Origin of the sequence: Oceaniglobus roseus, assembly GCF_002869745.1 — a bacterium.
GTDB lineage: Bacteria > Pseudomonadota > Alphaproteobacteria > Rhodobacterales > Rhodobacteraceae > Oceaniglobus > Oceaniglobus roseus.
In genome coordinates this window covers 47,915-66,894 of sequence record NZ_PNOS01000006.1, presented here as the reverse complement: position 1 = coordinate 66,894, position 18,980 = coordinate 47,915, and the positions used below count along the sequence as shown (strand labels likewise).

General features: G+C 67.4%; 17 protein-coding genes. 13 read left to right on the top strand and 4 right to left on the bottom strand.

Annotated elements, in window-relative coordinates:
- Positions 1-13 precede the first annotated feature (13 nt).
- Genes bcsA through A7B20_RS04790 form a run of 6 tightly spaced genes read left to right on the top strand, consistent with a single transcriptional unit; the run spans position 14 to position 9,093 of the window.
- Positions 14-2,365 carry a UDP-forming cellulose synthase catalytic subunit gene (bcsA, locus tag A7B20_RS04820; protein ID WP_245866557.1) on the top strand — a complete coding sequence of 784 codons (2,352 nt, stop codon included), beginning with the start codon at positions 14-16 and terminating at the stop codon, positions 2,363-2,365.
- Positions 2,366-2,382: 17 nt separating this feature from the next.
- The gene (locus tag A7B20_RS04815; RefSeq protein ID WP_102107423.1) at positions 2,383-4,566 is read left to right on the top strand and encodes a cellulose biosynthesis cyclic di-GMP-binding regulatory protein BcsB; all 2,184 of its coding nucleotides are present in this window, start codon (positions 2,383-2,385) and stop codon (positions 4,564-4,566) included.
- Complete coding sequence (locus A7B20_RS04810) at positions 4,563-5,672, top strand: family 8 glycosyl hydrolase (RefSeq protein WP_102107422.1); 1,110 nt, start codon at positions 4,563-4,565, stop codon at positions 5,670-5,672. Before A7B20_RS04815 ends, A7B20_RS04810 begins: the two co-directional genes overlap by 4 nt.
- Positions 5,669-7,174: a hypothetical protein gene (locus A7B20_RS21175; RefSeq protein WP_157937599.1), complete on the top strand. Its 1,506-nt coding sequence runs from the start codon at positions 5,669-5,671 to the stop codon at positions 7,172-7,174. The genes A7B20_RS04810 and A7B20_RS21175 overlap by 4 nt, the downstream gene beginning before the upstream one ends.
- Entirely contained in the window at positions 7,158-8,051 is an 894-nt protein-coding gene (locus tag A7B20_RS04795; RefSeq protein WP_245866554.1) for a viral aspartic protease, read from the top strand. The genes A7B20_RS21175 and A7B20_RS04795 overlap by 17 nt, the downstream gene beginning before the upstream one ends.
- Complete coding sequence (locus A7B20_RS04790; protein WP_102107419.1) at positions 8,041-9,093, top strand: hypothetical protein; 1,053 nt, start codon at positions 8,041-8,043, stop codon at positions 9,091-9,093. Before A7B20_RS04795 ends, A7B20_RS04790 begins: the two co-directional genes overlap by 11 nt.
- On the opposite strand, the gene A7B20_RS04785 is transcribed toward A7B20_RS04790, so the two are convergent.
- The 3 genes from A7B20_RS04785 to A7B20_RS04775 all read right to left on the bottom strand — a co-directional run bounded on the left by A7B20_RS04785 (position 9,063) and on the right by A7B20_RS04775 (position 11,324).
- Positions 9,063-10,070 (bottom strand): sensor domain-containing diguanylate cyclase, encoded by a 1,008-nt coding sequence (locus A7B20_RS04785; RefSeq protein ID WP_102107418.1) that lies wholly within the window; start codon positions 10,068-10,070, stop codon positions 9,063-9,065. The genes A7B20_RS04790 and A7B20_RS04785 overlap by 31 nt on opposite strands.
- 260 nt (positions 10,071-10,330) lie before the next feature.
- Positions 10,331-10,693 (bottom strand): helix-turn-helix domain-containing protein, encoded by a 363-nt coding sequence (locus A7B20_RS04780; RefSeq protein ID WP_102107417.1) that lies wholly within the window; start codon positions 10,691-10,693, stop codon positions 10,331-10,333.
- Positions 10,694-11,009: 316 nt separating this feature from the next.
- A complete protein-coding gene (locus A7B20_RS04775) occupies positions 11,010-11,324 on the bottom strand; it encodes a hypothetical protein (RefSeq protein ID WP_172960963.1) in 315 nt (104 codons plus the stop codon).
- Between the two features lie 225 nt (positions 11,325-11,549).
- Here A7B20_RS04775 and A7B20_RS04770 point away from each other — a divergent pair, with 225 nt between their 5' ends.
- The 6 genes from A7B20_RS04770 to A7B20_RS04745 all read left to right on the top strand — a co-directional run bounded on the left by A7B20_RS04770 (position 11,550) and on the right by A7B20_RS04745 (position 16,803).
- Positions 11,550-12,989, top strand: a complete 1,440-nt coding sequence (locus A7B20_RS04770; RefSeq protein WP_172960966.1) for a sensor histidine kinase — start codon at positions 11,550-11,552, stop codon at positions 12,987-12,989.
- A gap of 5 nt (positions 12,990-12,994) precedes the next feature.
- Positions 12,995-13,630, top strand: coding sequence for a response regulator (locus tag A7B20_RS04765; protein ID WP_216641171.1), 636 nt, complete (start codon positions 12,995-12,997; stop codon positions 13,628-13,630).
- A gap of 216 nt (positions 13,631-13,846) precedes the next feature.
- Positions 13,847-14,314: a DUF411 domain-containing protein gene (locus A7B20_RS04760; protein ID WP_102107413.1), complete on the top strand. Its 468-nt coding sequence runs from the start codon at positions 13,847-13,849 to the stop codon at positions 14,312-14,314.
- A gap of 122 nt (positions 14,315-14,436) precedes the next feature.
- Positions 14,437-15,129, top strand: a complete 693-nt coding sequence (locus A7B20_RS04755; RefSeq protein ID WP_102107412.1) for a nitroreductase family protein — start codon at positions 14,437-14,439, stop codon at positions 15,127-15,129.
- Between the two features lie 166 nt (positions 15,130-15,295).
- A complete protein-coding gene (locus A7B20_RS04750; RefSeq protein ID WP_102107411.1) occupies positions 15,296-16,081 on the top strand; it encodes an SDR family oxidoreductase in 786 nt (261 codons plus the stop codon).
- Positions 16,082-16,125: 44 nt separating this feature from the next.
- Positions 16,126-16,803 carry a DUF4386 domain-containing protein gene (locus tag A7B20_RS04745; RefSeq protein ID WP_102107410.1) on the top strand — a complete coding sequence of 226 codons (678 nt, stop codon included), beginning with the start codon at positions 16,126-16,128 and terminating at the stop codon, positions 16,801-16,803.
- Here A7B20_RS04745 and A7B20_RS04740 read toward each other — a convergent pair.
- Positions 16,785-17,021: an anthrone oxygenase family protein gene (locus A7B20_RS04740; RefSeq protein ID WP_102107409.1), complete on the bottom strand. Its 237-nt coding sequence runs from the start codon at positions 17,019-17,021 to the stop codon at positions 16,785-16,787. The two genes, A7B20_RS04745 and A7B20_RS04740, sit on opposite strands and share 19 nt — an antisense overlap.
- Positions 17,022-17,525: 504 nt before the next feature.
- Here A7B20_RS04740 and A7B20_RS04730 point away from each other — a divergent pair.
- Positions 17,526-18,788 carry a tyrosine-type recombinase/integrase gene (locus A7B20_RS04730; protein ID WP_245866550.1) on the top strand — a complete coding sequence of 421 codons (1,263 nt, stop codon included), beginning with the start codon at positions 17,526-17,528 and terminating at the stop codon, positions 18,786-18,788.
- The last annotated feature ends 192 nt before the right edge of the window (positions 18,789-18,980 follow it).

The following is an 18,980-nucleotide window of genomic DNA, read 5'->3' as shown; positions in this document are numbered from 1 at the left end:
GGCCGGGCGCATGATGGGACTCGGATCAGGCCAGACCACCCGCAACCGGCCCGTCTTCGCGCTGTGGTGCCTGCTGGCGGTGCCGATCGCGGTCCTGATCAGCGTTCCGACCTCGACCTCGGGGCAGGCCTTCCTCGGGATCGTCGCCGTCCTGATCGTCGCGCTGCTGAAGCCCTTCGCCCGCCACCTCGTGCCACGCTTCATGCTCCTGGCGACAGCGACGGTCGTCGTCCTGCGCTACTGGCTCTGGCGGGTCATCGAAACCGTGCCCGAGCCCTCGCTCTCGGTTTCCTTCCTCGTCGCCGCGATCCTGCTCGCGGTCGAGACCTATTCGATCCTCGTCTTCCTGCTGAACGCCTTCATCTCCGCCGATCCCACCGAGCGGAGGTTCCCGCCCCAGGTCTCGCCCGAGAACCTGCCGACGGTCGACATCCTCGTCCCCTCCTACAACGAGCCGGTCGAGATGCTCAGCGTGACGCTCGCCGCGGCCAAGAACATGATCTATCCGACCGACAAGCGCACGGTGGTGCTGTGCGACGACGGCGGCACCGACCAGCGCTGCAATTCCCCCGATCCCGAACTGGCGGAACGCGCCCGCAAGCGGCGCCTCGAACTCAAGCAGCTGTGCCTCGGGCTTGGCGTCAAGTATTCCACGCGCGCGCGGAACGAGAACGCGAAGGCCGGCAACATGAGCGCCGCGCTGGAAAGCCTTACGGGCGATCTGGTCGTGGTATTCGACGCCGACCACGTGCCTTCGCGCGATTTCCTTGCGCGCACCGTCGGCTATTTCGTCGACGACCCGAAGCTGTTCCTCGTCCAGACGCCGCACTTCTTCATCAATCCCGACCCGATCCAGCGCAATCTCCGGCTGAGCGACAAGTGCCCGCCGGAGAACGAGATGTTCTACTCGCAGATCCACCGCGGGCTCGACCGCTGGGGCGGCGCCTTCTTCTGCGGTTCGGCCGCGGTGCTGCGCCGGTCGGCCCTGGACAGCGTCGGCGGCTTCGCGGGCGAGACGATCACGGAGGACGCCGAGACCGCGCTGGAGATCCATTCGTCCGGCTGGAAGAGCGTCTACCTGAACCGGGCGATGATCGCCGGCCTGCAGCCCGAAACCTTCGCATCCTTCATCCAGCAGCGCGGCCGGTGGGCGGCAGGCATGATGCAGATGCTGATGCTGAAGAACCCGCTGTTCCGCCGCGGCCTGCGCCTGCCGCAACGGCTGTGCTACATCAACTCGATGAGCTTCTGGCTGTTTCCGATGATCCGGCTCACCTATCTCTACGTGCCTCTCGTCTACCTGTTCTTCGGCGTCGAGATCTTCGTGGCGACGTTCCAGGACGTCATGGCCTACATGCTGAGCTACCTCGCCATCGCCTACATGGTGCAGAACGCGCTCTACAGCCGCTACCGCTGGCCGCTGATCTCGGAAATCTACGAGGTCGCCCAGGCTCCCTATCTTGCCGGGGCCGTGCTGCGCACGATCCTGAAGCCGCGCGGCGCCAAGTTCAACGTGACCGCCAAGGACGAGACGCTGGCCGAAGACTACATCTCCCCGATCCACTGGCCGCTGACGCTGCTCTGGCTTGCCATGTTCTCGGGCGTCGTCGCGCTGGTCGTCCGCTGGATCCTCTTTCCCGGCGATCATTCGGTCCTGAGCGTCGTCGGGGGATGGGCGATCTTCAATTTCATCCTTGTCTCGATCTCCTATCGCGCCGTCGCCGAGAAGCAGCAGCGCCGCGCCTCGCCCCGGGTCAGCATGAACCTGCCCGGCCAGATGTGGCGGGCCGAGGGCGAGAAGATCGAGACGCCGGTGCGGATCGTCGACGCCTCGACCAGCGGCATCCGTGTGCTGTTCGAGAATGCCGGTGTCGCCGCGCCCCGCGTGACGGACCTGAAGGGCAGCATGGTCTACGTCCGGCCGAACTTCGCTGAGTCGCCCCATCTGCAGACGCCGGTCCTTGCCCGCGTGATGTCCGTCCAGACGACGCCCAAGGGCCAGGTGTTGGGCCTGCTTCTGGAAGCCGGCCAGTCGCAGAAGGTTCAGGAAGCGGTGGCCTTCCTGATTTTCGGCGACAGCGAGAACTGGCGGCGGATCCGGGTCGCGACACAGGCCAGCAAGGGCGTGCTCGCGGGCATCTTCTATGCCCTGTCGCTGTTCGTGCGGGGCTTTCCGGCCCTGCTGCTCGATCTCGCCCGCGAACCGGGACGCCGGGCCGCGATCGACGCGGCGGCGCCCGTCGCACGCAAGCCCGCGCACCTTCTCGCCTTCGGCGTGGACCTCGAAGAGCGGGAACGCGAGGAGAACCGGCGGCAGGAAGAAGAGGCCGCCGAAGAGAACCGACTCGCCGGGATCGCCTCGTGAAACGCGGATGTCTCCCGATGGCGGCCTTCGGCCTTGGGCTGGCCGTCGCCTCTCCGGCCTTCTCCCAGGCGACGGAGACCCCGCCGCCGTCCGATCAGGACGTGCCGATCATCAACCTCGACCCGCTGCTGCAAACGCTCCCCGGGGACGCGCCCCCGGCCACGGCGGAGGGCGACGGGCCGGTGACGATCCCCGAATACTCCCGCACGTCCGAGTCGGCGGATCCCCTGCCCGCCCGCCCCGACTCGTTCCTCACCGGGCTGAAGTCCGAGCGCAACGACCCGAACCGGATCCTCCGCCTGTCGGGCGAGCGGCAGTCCGCGACCCTGTTCGTCGACGTCCCTGCCCCCGCGGACGTCATCGCGTTCGTTCTTTCCTACCGGGTCAGCATCAACGTGCTTCCCAGCCGGTCCGAACTCCTTGTCACGGTCAACGGGACCGAGGCCCCGCCGATCACCCTTTCCCCCGAGGACGGGTTCGTGGCCGCGGAGCTGCCGGTCGAGCTTCTCCGGGAGGGGCACAACCGGATCGAGATCACCGCGCGGCAGGCGCACCGGATCTTCTGCGGTCCGGACGCGACCTTCGCGATCTGGACCGAGATCGACCTGGGCCAGAGCGGCGTGAGGATACCGTCCGCGGACATCCCCATGGACGAGGCGGGGTTCGCGACGGCGCTGAACGGCCAGCTGGCCACGCAAGGCAACGTGCCGATCCGGATGGATCCCGATGCCTCCAGCGATCTGCTGCACGACATCGCCGTCCGAGTTTCCGGCCTTTCGGGCGGCAGTGCCGTCGACCTGAAGCTGGAAAGCCCCTATGACGTCGGCGGCGCCGCTCCTCCTCTGGCCCGCATCGCGATCCTCGAAACGGCCCCCGCCACGACGGGTGTCCGACGTGGCGCCGACGGCGCGGCCGTGCTCGTCCTCGGCGGGCCGCAGGACGGGATGCGTGCCGAACTCGACGCGATCCTTCCCCCGCCCGAGCCGTTGCAGGATATCGCCTCGCTCGTGCCGGGCGTGACGACCAGCCTCGCGGATCTCGGCTTCACCGATACGACGACCTTCAACAGGTACGCCGAGCAGAGGCTGGTGTTCCGCCTCCCGGACGACTGGCTGATGCTCTCGAACGCCGAGGCGCTCCTGCGGCTGACCTATGGCTTCGCCGAGGGATTGCCGCAGGGCGCACTGATGCTGGTCAAGCTGAACGGCACGACAGTGCGCCTCCTGCCCCTCGATTCCGGCGGCGGGCAAGTGCTCGAACCGCTCGATATCGGGTTCAAGGCGAACCTCCTGAATCCGGGTCCGAACGCGCTCGAGTTCGTCACCATCGTCCCCGGCGACCCTCCCGATCAGCCTTGCCCCCAGATCGCCGGCCCGCTGCTGACGATCGTCGACGACTCGACGCTTCTCGTCCCCCCCACCCCGCGGATGTCCTTCATCGGGCTGCGCAGCGCCCTCACCTCGCTCGGCCCGGACCAGGTGGTCCCTGTGACCCCGGAGGCGCGGAGCCCGTGGCTGGAGCGGCTCGACCTCGCGATCCAGTCCACGCTGCGCCCGATCTCCGGCCGGGAAAGCAACGCCGGCGCGCGGCTGAACGTCGTCGGCGCCGACAACCTCGGAGCGTTCTCCTTCGGCACGCTGGACCTCAGCCGCAACGACCTCGAGGGCCTGTTCTACGACAGGGGCCCCGAGGTGCTGCAGGAGCCCGTCGAGGACCCTTCCGGCGGTCCGCGCTACGCCCGCCGGGTGCAAAGCATGGTGGCGGGCTTCGCGCGGCAGATCGGTCAGCTGGCCAAGCCGGGCGACGGCCCGCTGAAGACCTGGATCGCGGGACGCAAGGCCCAGGCTGCGCTCCTGATGCCCGACCCCGAACATCCCGAGACGCTCTGGCTGATCGCGTCCCCCGGTGTCGATCCGGCGCTACTTGCCGGCGACCTGGCGGCGGCACGGGTTTCGCCCGACGGCCCGCGCGGGCGGGTTTCGATCCTGACCGCCGCAGGACAGTGGCAGAACTGGCAGGACGCCAGCATGATGCCGGTCCTGAAAGAGCCGCTGACCTTCCGGAACTTCCGCAACGTGGCGGGCAACTACGCGTCCTGGTCGCCGCTCTATTTCGTGTCCGTCCTGTTCGGACTCACGCTGCTCTCCGTGGTGCTGGCGCTGATATTCGTTGTTTCGACCAGAGGAAGGCGCAAGAGATGAACAGACGCTCACTGATGGGCGGGATCGCCGCCTCGGGGCTTGCCGCGTCGCTCCTGCCCGGCCTCGCCCGGGCGCAGCAGGGAACGGCGGCCCTGTCCGGGCCGCGCAATCCCCTGGCCGCGCCGTGGTCCGCGTGGAAGGCGGCGTTCCTCGACGAAAGCGGTCGCGTGATCGACAAGCTGCAACAGGGGGCAAGCCACTCCGAAAGCCAGGGGTACGGGCTTCTGATGGCCGCGACCTTCGGTGATGCCGCGGCCTTCGATCTCATCCACGACTGGACCGAGCGCAACCTTGCGATCCGTTCGGATGCCCTGCTCGCCTGGCGCTGGCTGCCCAGCGGCTCGGGCCGGGTGCCCGACCGCAACAACGCGGCCGACGGCGACCTCTTCTATGCCTGGGGGCTGGTGATCCGGGCGCAGCGCGAGCAGCGTGCGGACCTGCTCGACCGGGCGAGCGCCATCGCGGCCGACCTCGTGTCGACCTGCGTCGTCGCGGCGCCGGACGGATCCGGACGGATGCTGCTGACGCCCGCCGCCGAGGGGTTCGACCGCGAGGGCGGACAGATCATCAACCCCTCCTACTACATGCCCCTCGCCATGCGCGAGGTCGCCCGGGCCACGGGGCAGAGCGCGCTCGCGACCTGCGCCACCGACGGCGAGGCGCTGATGGCCGAAATCGCCGCGGGCGGCCTGGTGCCGGACTGGGTGCAGATCGGCCCGGGCGGAACCGGCCCCGCCGAGGGGATGTCGGGTCGCAACGGCTATGAGGCGGTGCGCGTGCCGCTGTTCCTCTGCTGGTCGGGAAGCGCGTCCCACCCGGCCGTCGCCCGGCAGGCGCAGGCCTACCGCGAGGCCGAGACCGGTGGCGGACTTTCGCTTGGACAGTACCCCATCGTCATGGACACCGACACCGGGAAGGTGATCGAAACCAGCGCGGACGTCGGCTATGGCGCGGTCGCCGCGCTTGTCCAATGCGCCGAGAGCAACAGGTCGGGCGCGCCGATACCGTTGTACCGTACCGCCAACCAGCCGTATTACCCGGCAACGCTGCATCTGATGACCCTGATCGCACAGATCCTTTCCGTGCCCGAATGTGTACCGATATGAACAGAACCGTCCGCCGACTGCACTCCCTCGTTCCCGCCTGCGTGCTGCTGGCCGGCCTTTCGCTGGCCTCGGCGTCGTCGGCCCAGACGACGCCCAGCCCCGATGACCTGCGGGCCCTGCGATTCTACATCGAGCAGGACGAGACCGCGGCGGTACAGGCCGAGCTGCGCCGGCTGCGGATGGAGTTCCCGGGCTGGACCCCGCCCGCGGACCTGTCGGAACTGCTGAAGACCGGCCCCACCACCGAGATCGCCGACATCTACGCGCGCATCGCGCGCAACGACCTGGACGGGGCCCGCCGTCTTCTTCAGGAGACCCAGTCGCGCTATCCGTCGTGGAAGGTGCCGCCCGATCTTCAGCGGCAGCTGGACCTTGCCGAGGGACAGGCTGCGCTGGATCGCGCGGTCGAGACGCGCGATGCCGCCGGTGCCGTGCGGGCAGCATCGCAGACCCCGGCCCTGCTGCGCTGCGACCGGATCAACAACGCCTGGAACCTGGCCGAGCTTCAGGCCGACAGCGGCAACTCCAACGGCGCGCTCGCCGCCTACCGCCAGATCGTCGGCACCTGCACCAACGTGCCCGAGATCGTGGCCACCATCGAGAAGGCGGAACCGGTCGCGAGCGACGCGCAGCTCTCCGCGCTGATCGACACGGCGAAGCAGCGCTTCGCCTCGCAGGCCGGCGTCTTCGACACGCTCGAACGGCGCCTTCTCGCCGGGCGCGGGCGCGCGCCCCAGCCCTCGACCCCCGCGACGAAACCGCGGACCACGGCGCCTGCCGCGGCTCCGGCCCCTGCCCCCGCACCCGCGCCCGCCCCGGCACCGGCGCCGAAGACGCGAAGCGCGCCGCGGGCGGCCGCGACCGCCGAACCTCCCCGCCAGGCCAACACCGCCCTCAGGTCCTATTCGCCGCCGAACCTCAGCCGCCTGCCGCGAAGCGGTGACGGCAGGGTGAGCAGCACCCGGTCCGCGGCGCAGGTCGGCAACTATCGCGAATGTCTCGCCCGCTCGGCGCGGCCCCGCTCGCTCGACATCGCCTACGAGCGCGCCTGGTGCGCCTACAACCAGGAACGCCCGCTGGAGGCGCTGGCCTATTTCTCCGCCGCCGCTCAGGGCGGTCTCGGCGCGACCGTGAGCCGCGACGCAAGGTTCGGGATGGCGCTTTCGTTCCTCAAGCTCGACATGACCGACGACGCCTCCCAGATCGCGGCCTCGACCGACCTGACCCTGAAGCAGCGCCGCGAGATCGAATCCATCATCCTGAACCAGCGGGGCGTCGCAGCCTACCAGGCCGGGGACTACCGCCGTGCGATCGACTACTTCGACGCGCTCGAGCAACTGGACGGAAGCCTGCCGAGGGATCTCGCGCTGCTGCGCGGCTACGCCTACCTCAACCTCAAGGACTATGTCGCGGCACGGGACCAGATCATGGCCCTGCACAACGCCCTCTCGACCCCCGAAACCCGCGCGGCCCTGAAGGCCCTGGATGAAAGCCAGCCCTGACATGACATGCCTTCGCCTGCCCTCCCCCACCCGGCGCCGCCTGCCGGGGCTCGTGCCTGTCGCCCTGGTCACTCTCGCGGCCTGTTCCGGTTCGGGCCCGGCGACCGTCGCTCCCCCGGTCGGCCAGGAGATCGAGACGCCCGGGATCGAAGGCTACACCACCCAGCACAACGGCTTCACGCGGGCGCGGATCGACAATGCGACAACCCCCGGTGACCGGGCAATCCTCGCCCAGTTCGAGGACGCGAATCCCGACAGTCCCGCCGGGTACCGCAACCTGATCGCGCAGACCGAACAGCGCTATCTCGACAACATGGAGATCGAGGTGATCGCCCAGGTGGCCGCGACCGTCAACGGAGAGCGGGTGGTCCGCGTGCTGCGCCTGACGGCCGACCAGGGCCCCTTCGAGAACGTGGATTCCCGCGGCAACCTGATCGCCAAGGGCGAGTTCTTCTTCCGCGGCGCGGCCGAGGTCTATGCCAGGGTCGATGGCGGCGCCCTCCAGCGTGGCGTCGGCGAGTTGCAGAACATGGTCGTGGACTTCGACAAGCAGTCGGTCTCGATCAACCTTCGCACGCCGTTCGATCCGACCGGCGGGTCGGACATCGAAACCGAGCTGACGGCGGCCTCGATCCCGCTGAATGTCGTCACGGGCACCTTCGGCGGTCCTGTCACGGTCAGCACGAGATCGGGCGACACCGGCGAGATCCTGACATCCGACGGCCTCCTGCGGGGCAACCTCAACGGCGACGCCGCGGGGCTTTCGCGGCTGGTCGAGAACATGACGACCTCGGGCCTGTTCACCGTCGGCGGCATCGGCGACCGGTTCACCGCGGACGGCGTGTTCTGGGGCAGCCAGCTGAACTATGCCGACTAGGCTCGGTCTCGCGGCGCTGGCATGCGTCGCGCTGCTGGCATGCCCGCTGCGGGCGCAGCAGACGCCGGACGACCTGCGCAGCTCCATGCAGCTGGTCGTGTCCGAGCGGCTGCGCACCTTCTCCCTCGCCCGGGGTCTGAGCCCGGAGCCGGAGAAGATCGGCATCGCGCAGGACCTCAAGGCACTGCTTCTGCGGCAGGGCTTCTACCTCGACAGGTCCGGACCTGAAGTCCTGCTTCGCCGCCACGCGGTCTATCCGCTGCTCACCTGGGATCCGAACATGAACGGCGGCGCCGAGAACCGCACGCTGAACCTCGGCGGCCTGATCTTCCAGGTCAACGAGGACAGGCTGGCCCGGGGCGGGCTGGCCGCCGGAATCGGGTACGAGGGACAGGTGCGGCTCGGCTGGAGCCAGGGACGCTATGTCGAACTCAGGGCGCAGGCCGAAGCGTCGCACGCACCGCGATCCGAACTGACGCGGACGGAAGGACGTCTGACGCTCTGCTCGCGCAACCATGTGACCGGGTGGAGCTTCGCCGACCTGTGCCTGCGGCAGACCCGGATCGACCGGGACATCACCGACCGGTTCCGGCGCGAAGCCGAGCTTTCCGTCTCGCAGCTGTTTCAGACCGGGGGGACGGCGCACGAGGTGACGCTCGGCTTCGGGCGGGCCCTCGGGGCGGACGTCTCGGGCTCCTTCGTGTCGGTCGGGCTCGACTCGGCGGGCGACGGGATGGCAAGCCGCCTGAAACTGACCCTCAGCGAACCGCCCCAGGGGACCAGCGGCATGGACGCCGCCTTCAGTGCCGAGGCGCGGTGGAACATGGCGGGCCATGTCGCCGGACTCGGACTGTCTGTGGCGCGCAGCGCGCCCTCACCGTTTCTCGGGCTGGTGCGGCGCGACCTCGCCCTCGGACTGAACGCACTTTACGAGATCCGCGAGAACGTCCTTTTGAACGTGTCCTTCAGCACCAACAGGTCGACCGTCGACTTCTTCGACAGCAGCGGCGTTCAGGTGCAGATTTCCTTCGTCCTGCCCTGAGGCAACGCGCAGGCGAGCCGGTTCCGCCCGTCCCCCTTCGCGGTGTAGAGCGCATGGTCGGCCCGGTTGCACAGGGCATCCAGCGTTTCGCCGTCCTGGAGCTGGGCAATGCCGCCGCTGATCGTGCAGCGGACGGTCGGCGCTTCGGGCGACGACGTCTCGATCCGGGCGACGGCAAGCCGCACACGCTCGACGACCTCCCGCGCCTCGTCCGCAGTCGTCTCGGGCAGCGCCACGGCGAATTCCTCGCCCCCGAGCCGGCCGACAAGGTCCGTTGCCCTGAGGCGGTTCAGCAGGACCCTGGCGACCTCGGACAGGAGCAGGTCTCCCGTCCTGTGGCCATAGGTATCGTTGACGGCCTTGAAGTGGTCGATGTCCATGATCGCGACGGACAGCGGGCGGCCGCTGCGCGCGCTCAGCGCGATCTCGCGGCGGACCTGTTCCTGCCAGTCCCGCCGCGTGCGCAGACCCGTCAGCGCATCCGTGGTCGCGATCATCCGCAACTCGAGGTTCTCGACCACCAGGCTCGCGAAGCGCGACAGCAGGGCGATCTCGGCCTCGGCGAATTCACGCGGGCGGGTGTCGATCACGCAAAGGCTGCCGATCTGGTAGCCGTCGGAGGTCTGGAGCGGAATCCCGAGGTAGCTGCGGATGAAGGGGGCGCCCGTGACCAGCGCGTTGTCGCTGAACAGCGGATGCGTCGTCGCATCCGGGACGACGAACGGCTCGGCCCGCTTGATCGCGTGACTGCAGAACGACAGGCTGCGCGGCATTTCGCGTCCGCCCACGCCGCGCTCCGCCTTGATCCACTGGCGGTCGCGGTCGATGAAGGTCACGGCGCACATCGGGACGTTCAGGGTCTGCTTGACCAGTTCCACGATGGATTCGAATTTCTCCTCCGGCGGCGTGTCCAGCACGGAGTACCGCATGAGCGCGCGCAGGCGCCCCGCTTCGTCGTTCAGCTTGAGATCGTTCATACCCATGAAACACCTAAGTCTTTTGCGGTAACGACGGTCACCGTCTCACATCCGGACCCGTGCCCCGGTCCGGCGCCGCAGCGCGGTCGGATCGCATGGATCACCGCGATAATGGCCGCTGCCTGCCGCCCGCGCTTCGTCGGGTCTTCGCTCGAAATAATGTCGAATTGTGGCGAGTGTAAGATGCGCAGTCCAGGAACCTTCGCGATCCGTCGCCGCCCCGGCCGAACCGGCGCCGATCTCCGGCGCGGTGGCTGCCGTCATGCCGCCGCGCCGAGAACCTTCGCCAGCTTCAGCAGTTGCTGCCGCTGCGCCTGCGGTATCGCGTTGTAGCTGCGGACCAGCTGCGACGTTTCATCCTTGGCAAGGCAGTCGCTTGCGCAGGGCATGGAAGCCGCGCCGCCCGCGTCGGCACCTTCGAAGAAGAAGCTGACGGGAACACCAAGGACCGAGGCGATTTCCCAGAGACGCGATGCGCTGACCCGGTTCTTCCCGGTCTCGTACTTCTGGATCTGCTGGAACCGGATCCCGACCTGGTCGGCCAGTTCCTGCTGGGTCACGCCGACAATCCAGCGGCGGTGACGGATGCGTTTGCCGACGGAAACGTCAATTGGATGTGCCATTCTTTGTCCTGCCGTTGGGTGATGCGTCATGCAGGCAATTGAGCACATTTCCCCCAGACCGCACAACCTGACCGATAGTTCAGGTTCAGAGACAAATCCCGTTGAGCCATGAAAAGCAGGCACTTGGCTTCTGTTTCCGCTGCGCCGACGATGCCATCTTCCCGACACACTCTCGCTAGACGAGTGTCGCATTTGCCCTCTTTGCGCCTCACCCCGCGCGGCCCCGTCGGGCATTCGCGGCGACGGCGCAAGATGTCGACGGAAGGCAGACCCCCGCCCGGCTGGACCTCCATGCGGGCGGGGATGTTCGGGCGACTCAGGTGTGATTGGCGCCGTCGTCGCCACCGCGACCCTTGCCGCCATCGCGGCCGCCCCTGTCGTCGCCGCGGGCATCGTCTGCGCCGCGGCCCTTGCCGCCGCGGCGGCCGCCCTTGTCGTCACCCGCGTCGTGGCCCGCGCCGTCGTCGGCACCGCGGCCGCGGCGGACCTGCAGGATCTGCGCTCCGTCCCTGGACAGGTCGAACCCGAAAGGCGCGGATTTCTGGACGGCCTGCGCCGCGAGGGGGGGCGTCGCGAGGGCGAAGGCGGTCAGGATGGCGGCGGCGAGCCCGGCTTTCTTCAGTGTGATCATCATTGGTTTCTCCGGTTGGGGCCGGGGCGCTCTTGCCCGGGCTGCCTCACACTGCCACCGCGGCGCCGTCCCGGTCGACGTAGGCCGGACCCCTGCCGCGTCACCCCGGACTTCCGGCAGGATCCGTTCCGACCCTGGTCCACGCCGGCTTCGGACCAAGGTCCGATGTGGCTTGATTTTGTGCGCGCGCCGCAGCCTGATGATCCGGACAACCGGGCGATGCACGTGGCAACGACAGATCAGGACATCTCCATCGGACGGCCTGCCGAGCCCCGGCCATCGCGCGGGCTTGGCTGGGCCGCGCGTCCGCTGCACCACAGGTTCGCGATCGCGGGCAGTCTCGTCACCCTCGTCGGCATGGCGGTCATCGGGACGCTGGTCGGAAGCAGCATCGAGACCGGGGTCGTGCGCAATTCGGCGATCTCCAGTGCGGTCTACATGGAAAGCTTCATCGCCCCGCTCTCGCAGGAGCTGGTCGACGAGGAAAGCCTTTCCCCCGAGACCATCGCCCGCATGAACGCCCTGCTGGAACAGGCCCCGCTGTCCGAGCGCGTCGTCTCGGTCAAGATCTGGCGTCCCGGCGGGTTGCTGGCCTTCAGCAGCGATCCGGACCTGATCGGCATGACCTTCCCGCCAAGCGAGGAACTCGCCCGGGCATGGCGTGGCGAGCTGAATGCCTCCTACGACGAGCTTGAGGGGGCCGAGAGCCTGCGGGAACGCCAGTCGGGGATGCCGCTGCTTGAAGTCTACAACCCGATCCATTCCATCGTGACCGGTGAAATCATCGCCGTGGCGGAATTCTACCTGAACGCGACCGAGCTCGAAGCCGACCTGCGGCTGGCCCATGCCCGCGCCTGGGTCGTGGTCGCTCTGGTGACACTGGCGACCTTCCTCGCGCTGTTCGGGATCGTGCGCTCCGGAAGCCGTACGATCGCCGATCAGACCCGGCGCCTGAAGTCGCAGCTGGATGAACTGGCGCGCATCTCTGCCCAGAACCAGGCCCTCAGGACCCGTGTCCAGGGTGCGTCGCAACGGGTGAGCGAAACCAACGAGCGCTACATGCGCCGCCTGAGTGCCGAGTTGCATGACGGGCCGGCGCAGGCGCTGGCCCTGGCCTCCCTGCGTCTGACCTCTCTCATGCGCCGCGCCGGGGTGACGCCGGGCGATCCGGAGGCGCAGAACCTGCGGGACTGCCTTGAAGAGGCGCTGCGCGACGTGCGCGACCTGTGCAGCGGGCTGACCCTTCCGGAACTGGACGGCAAATCCGTGACGGAGACCCTGGACCTCGCCACCAACACCCATGAGCGGCGGACCGGGGTCACGGTGGAGCGTGCCTTCCGACACGCTCCGGTCATCCCGGGTTCGGTGCCACATCCCTTCCTGATCTGCATCTACCGCTTCGTCCAGGAGGGGCTGATGAACGCGTTCCGGCACGCTCCGGGCGCGCCGGTCCGCGTCGACGCGCAGGCGGAGACCGCGCAGATCGTGATCGCGGTGCAGGACGACGGTCCGGGCTTCGACCCCGGCAAGCGGAGCGCCTCGGGCCTCGGACTTGCGGGGCTGCGCGAGCGGATCGAAAGCATCGGTGGCGTGTTCCGGATCGACAGCCGGGAAGGCCAGGGCACCCGCCTGGTCATGACCTTGCCGATCGAGGAAGCGCATTGACCGGCATGGTGCATATCGTCGTCGCGGACGATCATCCGCTGTTTCGCGGCGGCGTCGTCCTGACCCTGCAGGAACACGGCGGCTTCAAGGTCCTGGCGCAGGCGGGCACGGCGCAGGAGGCCATCGCCGCCGTCGAGGTGCATATGCCCGACGTCATCCTGCTCGACGTCTCGATGCCGGGATCGGGCCTGACCGCCGCCGCCGAGATCGCGCGCCGCTTCCCCGCCGTGGCCATCGTCATGCTGACCGCCTCGGAAGCAGACGAGGACCTTCTTGCCGCGCTGAAGGCCGGCGCGCGGGGCTATGCCCTGAAGGGAGTCGGCGCCGACGAGCTGACCGGCATCCTGCAGGGCGTGGCTGACGGCGCGTCCTACGTCCCGCCCGCCCTGGCCGGGCGCGTCTTGGCGGCCCTGCAGGACCGGCGCAACGCGCCCCTGCCGCCGGAGGTCGAGGACCTGTCCGAGCGCGAGGCGGAGATCCTGCGGCATGTCGCCATGGGCCGGAGCAACAAGGAGATCGCTCGCGCGCTCGAATTGCAGGAAAAGACGATCAAGCACCACATGACCAACATCCTGCAGAAGCTGCAGGTGCGAAACCGCGTCGAAGCCGCGCTGAAGGCGCGCGATCTCGGTCTGTCCTGAAGCGAACCTCGGCGACCGTTTCCACGCGATCATGGCGCCGATGACCGGATCCCCATCTTCGCCGATACCGGCGCCGCCGTGCGGGTCACGATCGACGCCCTGCGCCCGCCGGTCCACCGCCCCGCCCCCGCGACGGGCGTGGAAGATGATTCCGGAAGCGTTATATCGGATGCTGTGCCCGAAAGCGCATCCGCGACCCCCTGGAAGGAGATACCGATGAGACTGACCCGCCGCGGCCTGCTGGCCGCCACCGCAAGCCTCGCCGCCTTCGTCCCGCTTGCGGGCGCGGCCGGGAGGGGGCCTGCGATCCACGTCGTGAAGGATCCGAACTGCGGATGCTGCACCGCCTGGATCGACGTGCTGCGCCGCGACGGCTCCTCCGTCACGACCGAGCACAGCCTCGGCACGCTGCTGATGCAGTACAAGCTCGACAACGGAATCCCGCAGGAGATGACCTCCTGCCATACCGGCAGGATCGAGGGCTACATGATCGAAGGGCACGTGCCGACGGCCGACATCCGCAGGCTCCTGTCGGAACGTCCCGATGCCGTGGGCCTCGCCGTGCCCGGCATGCCCTACGGATCGCCCGGCATGGGCCCGGAAGACGCGCGCGAGGCCTACGAGGTCTTCCTGATCCGCAAGGACGGCAGCACGGAGGTCTTTTCGAGCTACGAGGCCGCCTGACGCGATGCGGCGCCGGTGATGCCAGGGCGGGCATCCTTGGTGACCACGCCGCAAGCGGGTATGGCATGGACGCGCAGGATTGGAATATCCCGTGAAGGAAGTCCTGTGGGAGGGAAGAAGACATGCTGAAGGAAGACCTTGACGGATACAGGCCACTGTCCCTGCCGGACCGGGTCCAGATGCCGGAAGAACAGGCGCTCGCGGCGGCCCGGAGCTTCCGCGACTACATGACCAAACGCCACTCGGTCCGCGACTACGCCCCGCGGCCGGTGCCGGAAGAGATCATCGTCGAGGCCATCGCGGCGGCGGGGACCGCCCCGTCCGGCGCCAACCACCAGCCCTGGCACTTCGTCGCGATCTCGGATCCGGCCATGAAGGCGCGCATCCGCGCGGCGGCGGAAGAGGAGGAGCGGGCCTTCTACGGCGGGGGTGCCGGAGATCGTTGGCTGGCGGCGCTCGAACCGATTGGGACATCCGCCGAAAAGCCGCACCTGACCGACGCGCCCTGGCTGATCGTCGTCTTCGCGCAGCGCCACGGCGTGGCGGAGGACGGCACCACCTTCAAGCACTACTACGTGCCGGAGAGCGTCGGCATCGCCACCGGAATTCTCATCACCGCCTTGCATCACGCAGGCCTGGTCTGCCTCACGCACACGCCCAATCCGATGAAGTTCCTCACGGGTTTCTGCAACCGGCCCGGCCACGAGAAGCCGGTGATGATCCTTCCCGTGGGGTATCCGGCAGACCATGCAACCGTGCCCGCGGCGGCCAAGATCAAGAAGCCCCTGGACGAGATCATGAGCGTTTTCAGGTGAAGGACGTCAATCATCCGGTGCAGGTCCCGCCCGGGACAGGCTCAGGCTCTCGCAGAGGAACCTGACGAAGCGCCGGACTTTCTGCAGCCGTCGCAGGTCACCGTGGATCGGCACGAAGGTATGATGTCTCCACGCAGTCTCCGCGGCCCGGATCGAAAGGAGAGCCATGTCTCGACTGAATGACAAGACCTGCATCGTGACGGGCGGTGGCCGCGGCATCGGCGCCGCGATCGCGCGTGCCTTCGCCCGGGAAGGAGCCACCGTCGTCGTCACCGACAAGGACGAAGGCAGCGCCGCCGATGTCGCCCGTGAGATCGGGGGGCATCACCGGCGCCTCGATGTAGCGTCCGAACCCGACTGGGCCGCGCTGGCCGAGGCGTGGCCCGCCTGCGATGTCCTGGTCAACAATGCCGGGATCACGGGCTTCGAGGAGGCCATGCGCCCGCACGATCCCGAACACGCGTCTCTGGCGGATTGGCGTGCCGTGCATACCGTCAATCTCGACGGCACCTTTCTCGGTTGCCGCTACGCGATCGGGGCGATGCGCGCCAAGGGCAACGGGTCGATCATCAATATCTCGTCCCGTTCCGGCCTCGTGGGGGTTCCCGCGGCGGCGGCCTATGCGTCGTCCAAGGCCGCCGTGCGCAATCACACCAAGTCGGTCGCGCTGTATTGCGCCGAGGAGGGGCTGAAGATCCGCTGCAACTCGATCCACCCGGCAGCGATCCTGACGCCCATGTGGGAGCCGATGCTGGGCGACGGGCCGGACAGAGAGGCCCGCATGGCCGCATTCGTGGCCGACACTCCGATGCGCCGGTTCGGCACGGTCGAAGAGGTCGCCGCCATTGCGATCCTGCTCGCCTCGGACGAGGCCGCCTACATGACCGGGACGGAACTGAGCGTCGACGGCGGGTTGCTGGCCGGCTCGGCCGCCGCCCCCAAGGCGAACTGACCGCGGACACGTCCGCCCGACGCACTGCCCGAAGGACCGAAACCATGACCGACCTTGCCGTTTCCCCGGGCCTCGTGCGCCGGATCCGACTTGCCGGCCTGTTCTACCTCATCATCATCGTTGCCGGATTGAAGGCGGAACTTGTCCTGCGCGGCCAGCTGATCGACCTCGCGGATGCCGAAGGAACGGCGAAGGCCATCCTTGCCGCATCAGGTCGGTTTCGCCTGGCCATCGCCGCCGACCTGATCATGGCGCTTTGCGATGCCGGGCTGTCGATCCTGCTCTACCTGGTCTTTCGATCGGTCGCACCGGGGCTTGCCCTGACCGCCATGGTGTTCCGCCTGATCCAGACCGTGCTGATCGCCGCAAACCTCATGGCCATGCAGGCCGCGTGGCTCCTGATCTCGGGGGGCACCGCGGTTGCCGATGCAGAGGCACTGGCACTGGTCTTCCTCGATCTGCACGGTCATGGGTATGACCTCGGCCTCGTCTTCTTCGGCGTGAACAGCCTGATCATGGGAATGCTCGTCTGGCGTTCGGGGGTCTTCGCGCGCGCCTTCGGCCTTGGTCTCGGAGCGGCCGGTCTGGTCTATCTCACGGGCAGCGCGCTGCGGTTCTTCGCGCCGGACCTCTCGGCTGCCTTTGCGCCGGCCTACGGCGCGACCATCCTGGCCGAAACCGCCTTCTGCCTGCGGCTGCTGCTTCAGCGGGCGCCGACCTGAAACGCGGCAGTCTGCGGACGGGTCATCCACGGCAATCCGAAGAGCGGAAGGAGTGCGGGCACCCCGCAGGCCAGCGTCCGAACTGTGTTCCAGAAGGTCCAGCGCGGCAGACAGGTGCCTGTCCAACGGGCGCGGGTCGCGTCGTCGGAGAGGTTCAAACCCTCCAAAGCCTCGTTGATCGGCACATTGAAGAAGACGGTCACGCCGCAGCAGCCCATCAGGTGTAGGTGGCGGAACGCTCTCGTTCCCTGCCCGAGACGGACCGCCTGACGGGTCGCGGCGGCGGGGCGAACCTCGAGCGGCTGTTCAGATCCAGCCCAACCTGCTCGATTTCGGCTCGGTCCGCGACACCGACATCGCCCCCGCCGACCGCGTGCGGGAACAGACCGGTATCGGCGCGCGAGAGCCATTCGGAGACCCGTTCTGCGTCAGGCGCCCGGTCTCCGAAGGGCGGATAGCCCTGCCAACTCCCCTTGAAACACAAAGAAGAAAGGCCCTGATCGGGGCTCTTGGACGGGTTCGGCGTTTGAATGTGGCGGACAGACAGTCCGCCTTCTGGAAGTGTGATGGGGACGGACTGCGAAGCAATCAGACGCGCTAATCCACTATTTCATTGAAACTTATCTGCTTGCCAGTTGCAGGCGCTTGCCTCCCAAGGTAGACGAGAGCGAGTTTTATGGTGGCAATGATGGTGGCAAAGAATGCCTAAGAGGGCTGGGGAGATGAAGGCACTCGAGGTCAAGCGTCTCTCCAAACCAGGGCGGCACGCGGTCGGTGGCGTTCAGGGTCTCTATCTCAACATCACCGACACCGGGGCACGATCATGGATCTTGAGGGCGATGGTCAACGGCAATCGCCAGCATATTGGACTTGGATCGTTGAACGATGTCTCTCTTGCAGAAGCCCGTGAACTTGCCCGTGAAATGCGCAAGAAGATCGCTGGCGGGTCGGACCCGGTCCTTGAGCGAAAAGAGGCCAAGGCTGCAGCCATCGCCGAACGTCGCCAAGGCCTCACCTTCGCCGAAGCGTTTGAGCGTTACTACACGGACAAACTCGAGAGAGAGCTCAGCAACGCCAAACACCGGGCGCAGTGGCGGTCGACCTTAACGACCTACGCCTACCCCATCATCGGCAAGAAGGCTGTCGAACACATCACCGTCGATGACGTGCTGGCCGTCCTCACCCCGATATGGACCACCAAGACCGAGACCGCCACACGGGTCCGTCAGAGGATGGAACGTGTTCTAGACTGGGCTGCGGCCATGGGGCATCGCAGCGGACAGAATCCGGCTCTGTGGAAGGCGAGCCTCCAGCAGATGCTGCCCACTGCTGGCAAGGTCAAGAAGGTAGTGAATCATCCAGCCGTGCACATCGACGCGGTCACACACTGGTTCACGATCCTGATGACCCGCGAGGGCATCGCCGCCAGGGCCTTGGCCTTTCTCGCTCTGAACGCCTCCCGGTCACAAGAGATCCGGATGGCTCAATGGGACGAGATATCCTTCGATGGGGCGATCTGGCAGATCCCGGCGGAGCACATGAAGATGAAGTCTTCCCACCGGGTGCCACTATCATCGGTCTCATTGCATCTCCTGCGGGACATGCCGCGGTTCAAGGACTGCCAGCTGATCTTCCCTTCGCCAAGGATGGGGGTAATGTCGGATGCAACCATGGCTGCGGTGATGAAGCGAATACATCAATCCGAGGTTGATCGCGGCCGCCGAGGTTTTGTCGATCAGGCGTCGAAGCGTCCCGCTGTGCCTCACGGTTTACGGTCCACTTTCCGGGATTGGGCGGCCGAACGCACTGATTACCCTCGGGAGATGGCTGAGATCGCTCTGGCTCACGAGATGGGAAGTGACGTCGAACGCGCCTATCGTCGCAGTGACATGCTGGAGAAGCGGCGGGCCATGATGGAGGACTGGGCGAGCTTCCTTTCGGGCGCGCCATGCCGGCTGCTCGGAGATGAGGCAACTGGATCGTGACGGCTTTTCGCTCTTGTCGGCTCAATCATGGTGGAAGCAGCTTGTGTAGGGCAAGACATCAGTTCCGACGTCATAGCCAGCCAGATCAGGTGGCATAGAAAAAATCGAAGCTGCGTGACTGACGCCAGTTGAGGAAAGCTCATCGACGCCGCTCTCGAACTGACCATTCAATGGGCGCGGCACGCGGCACGA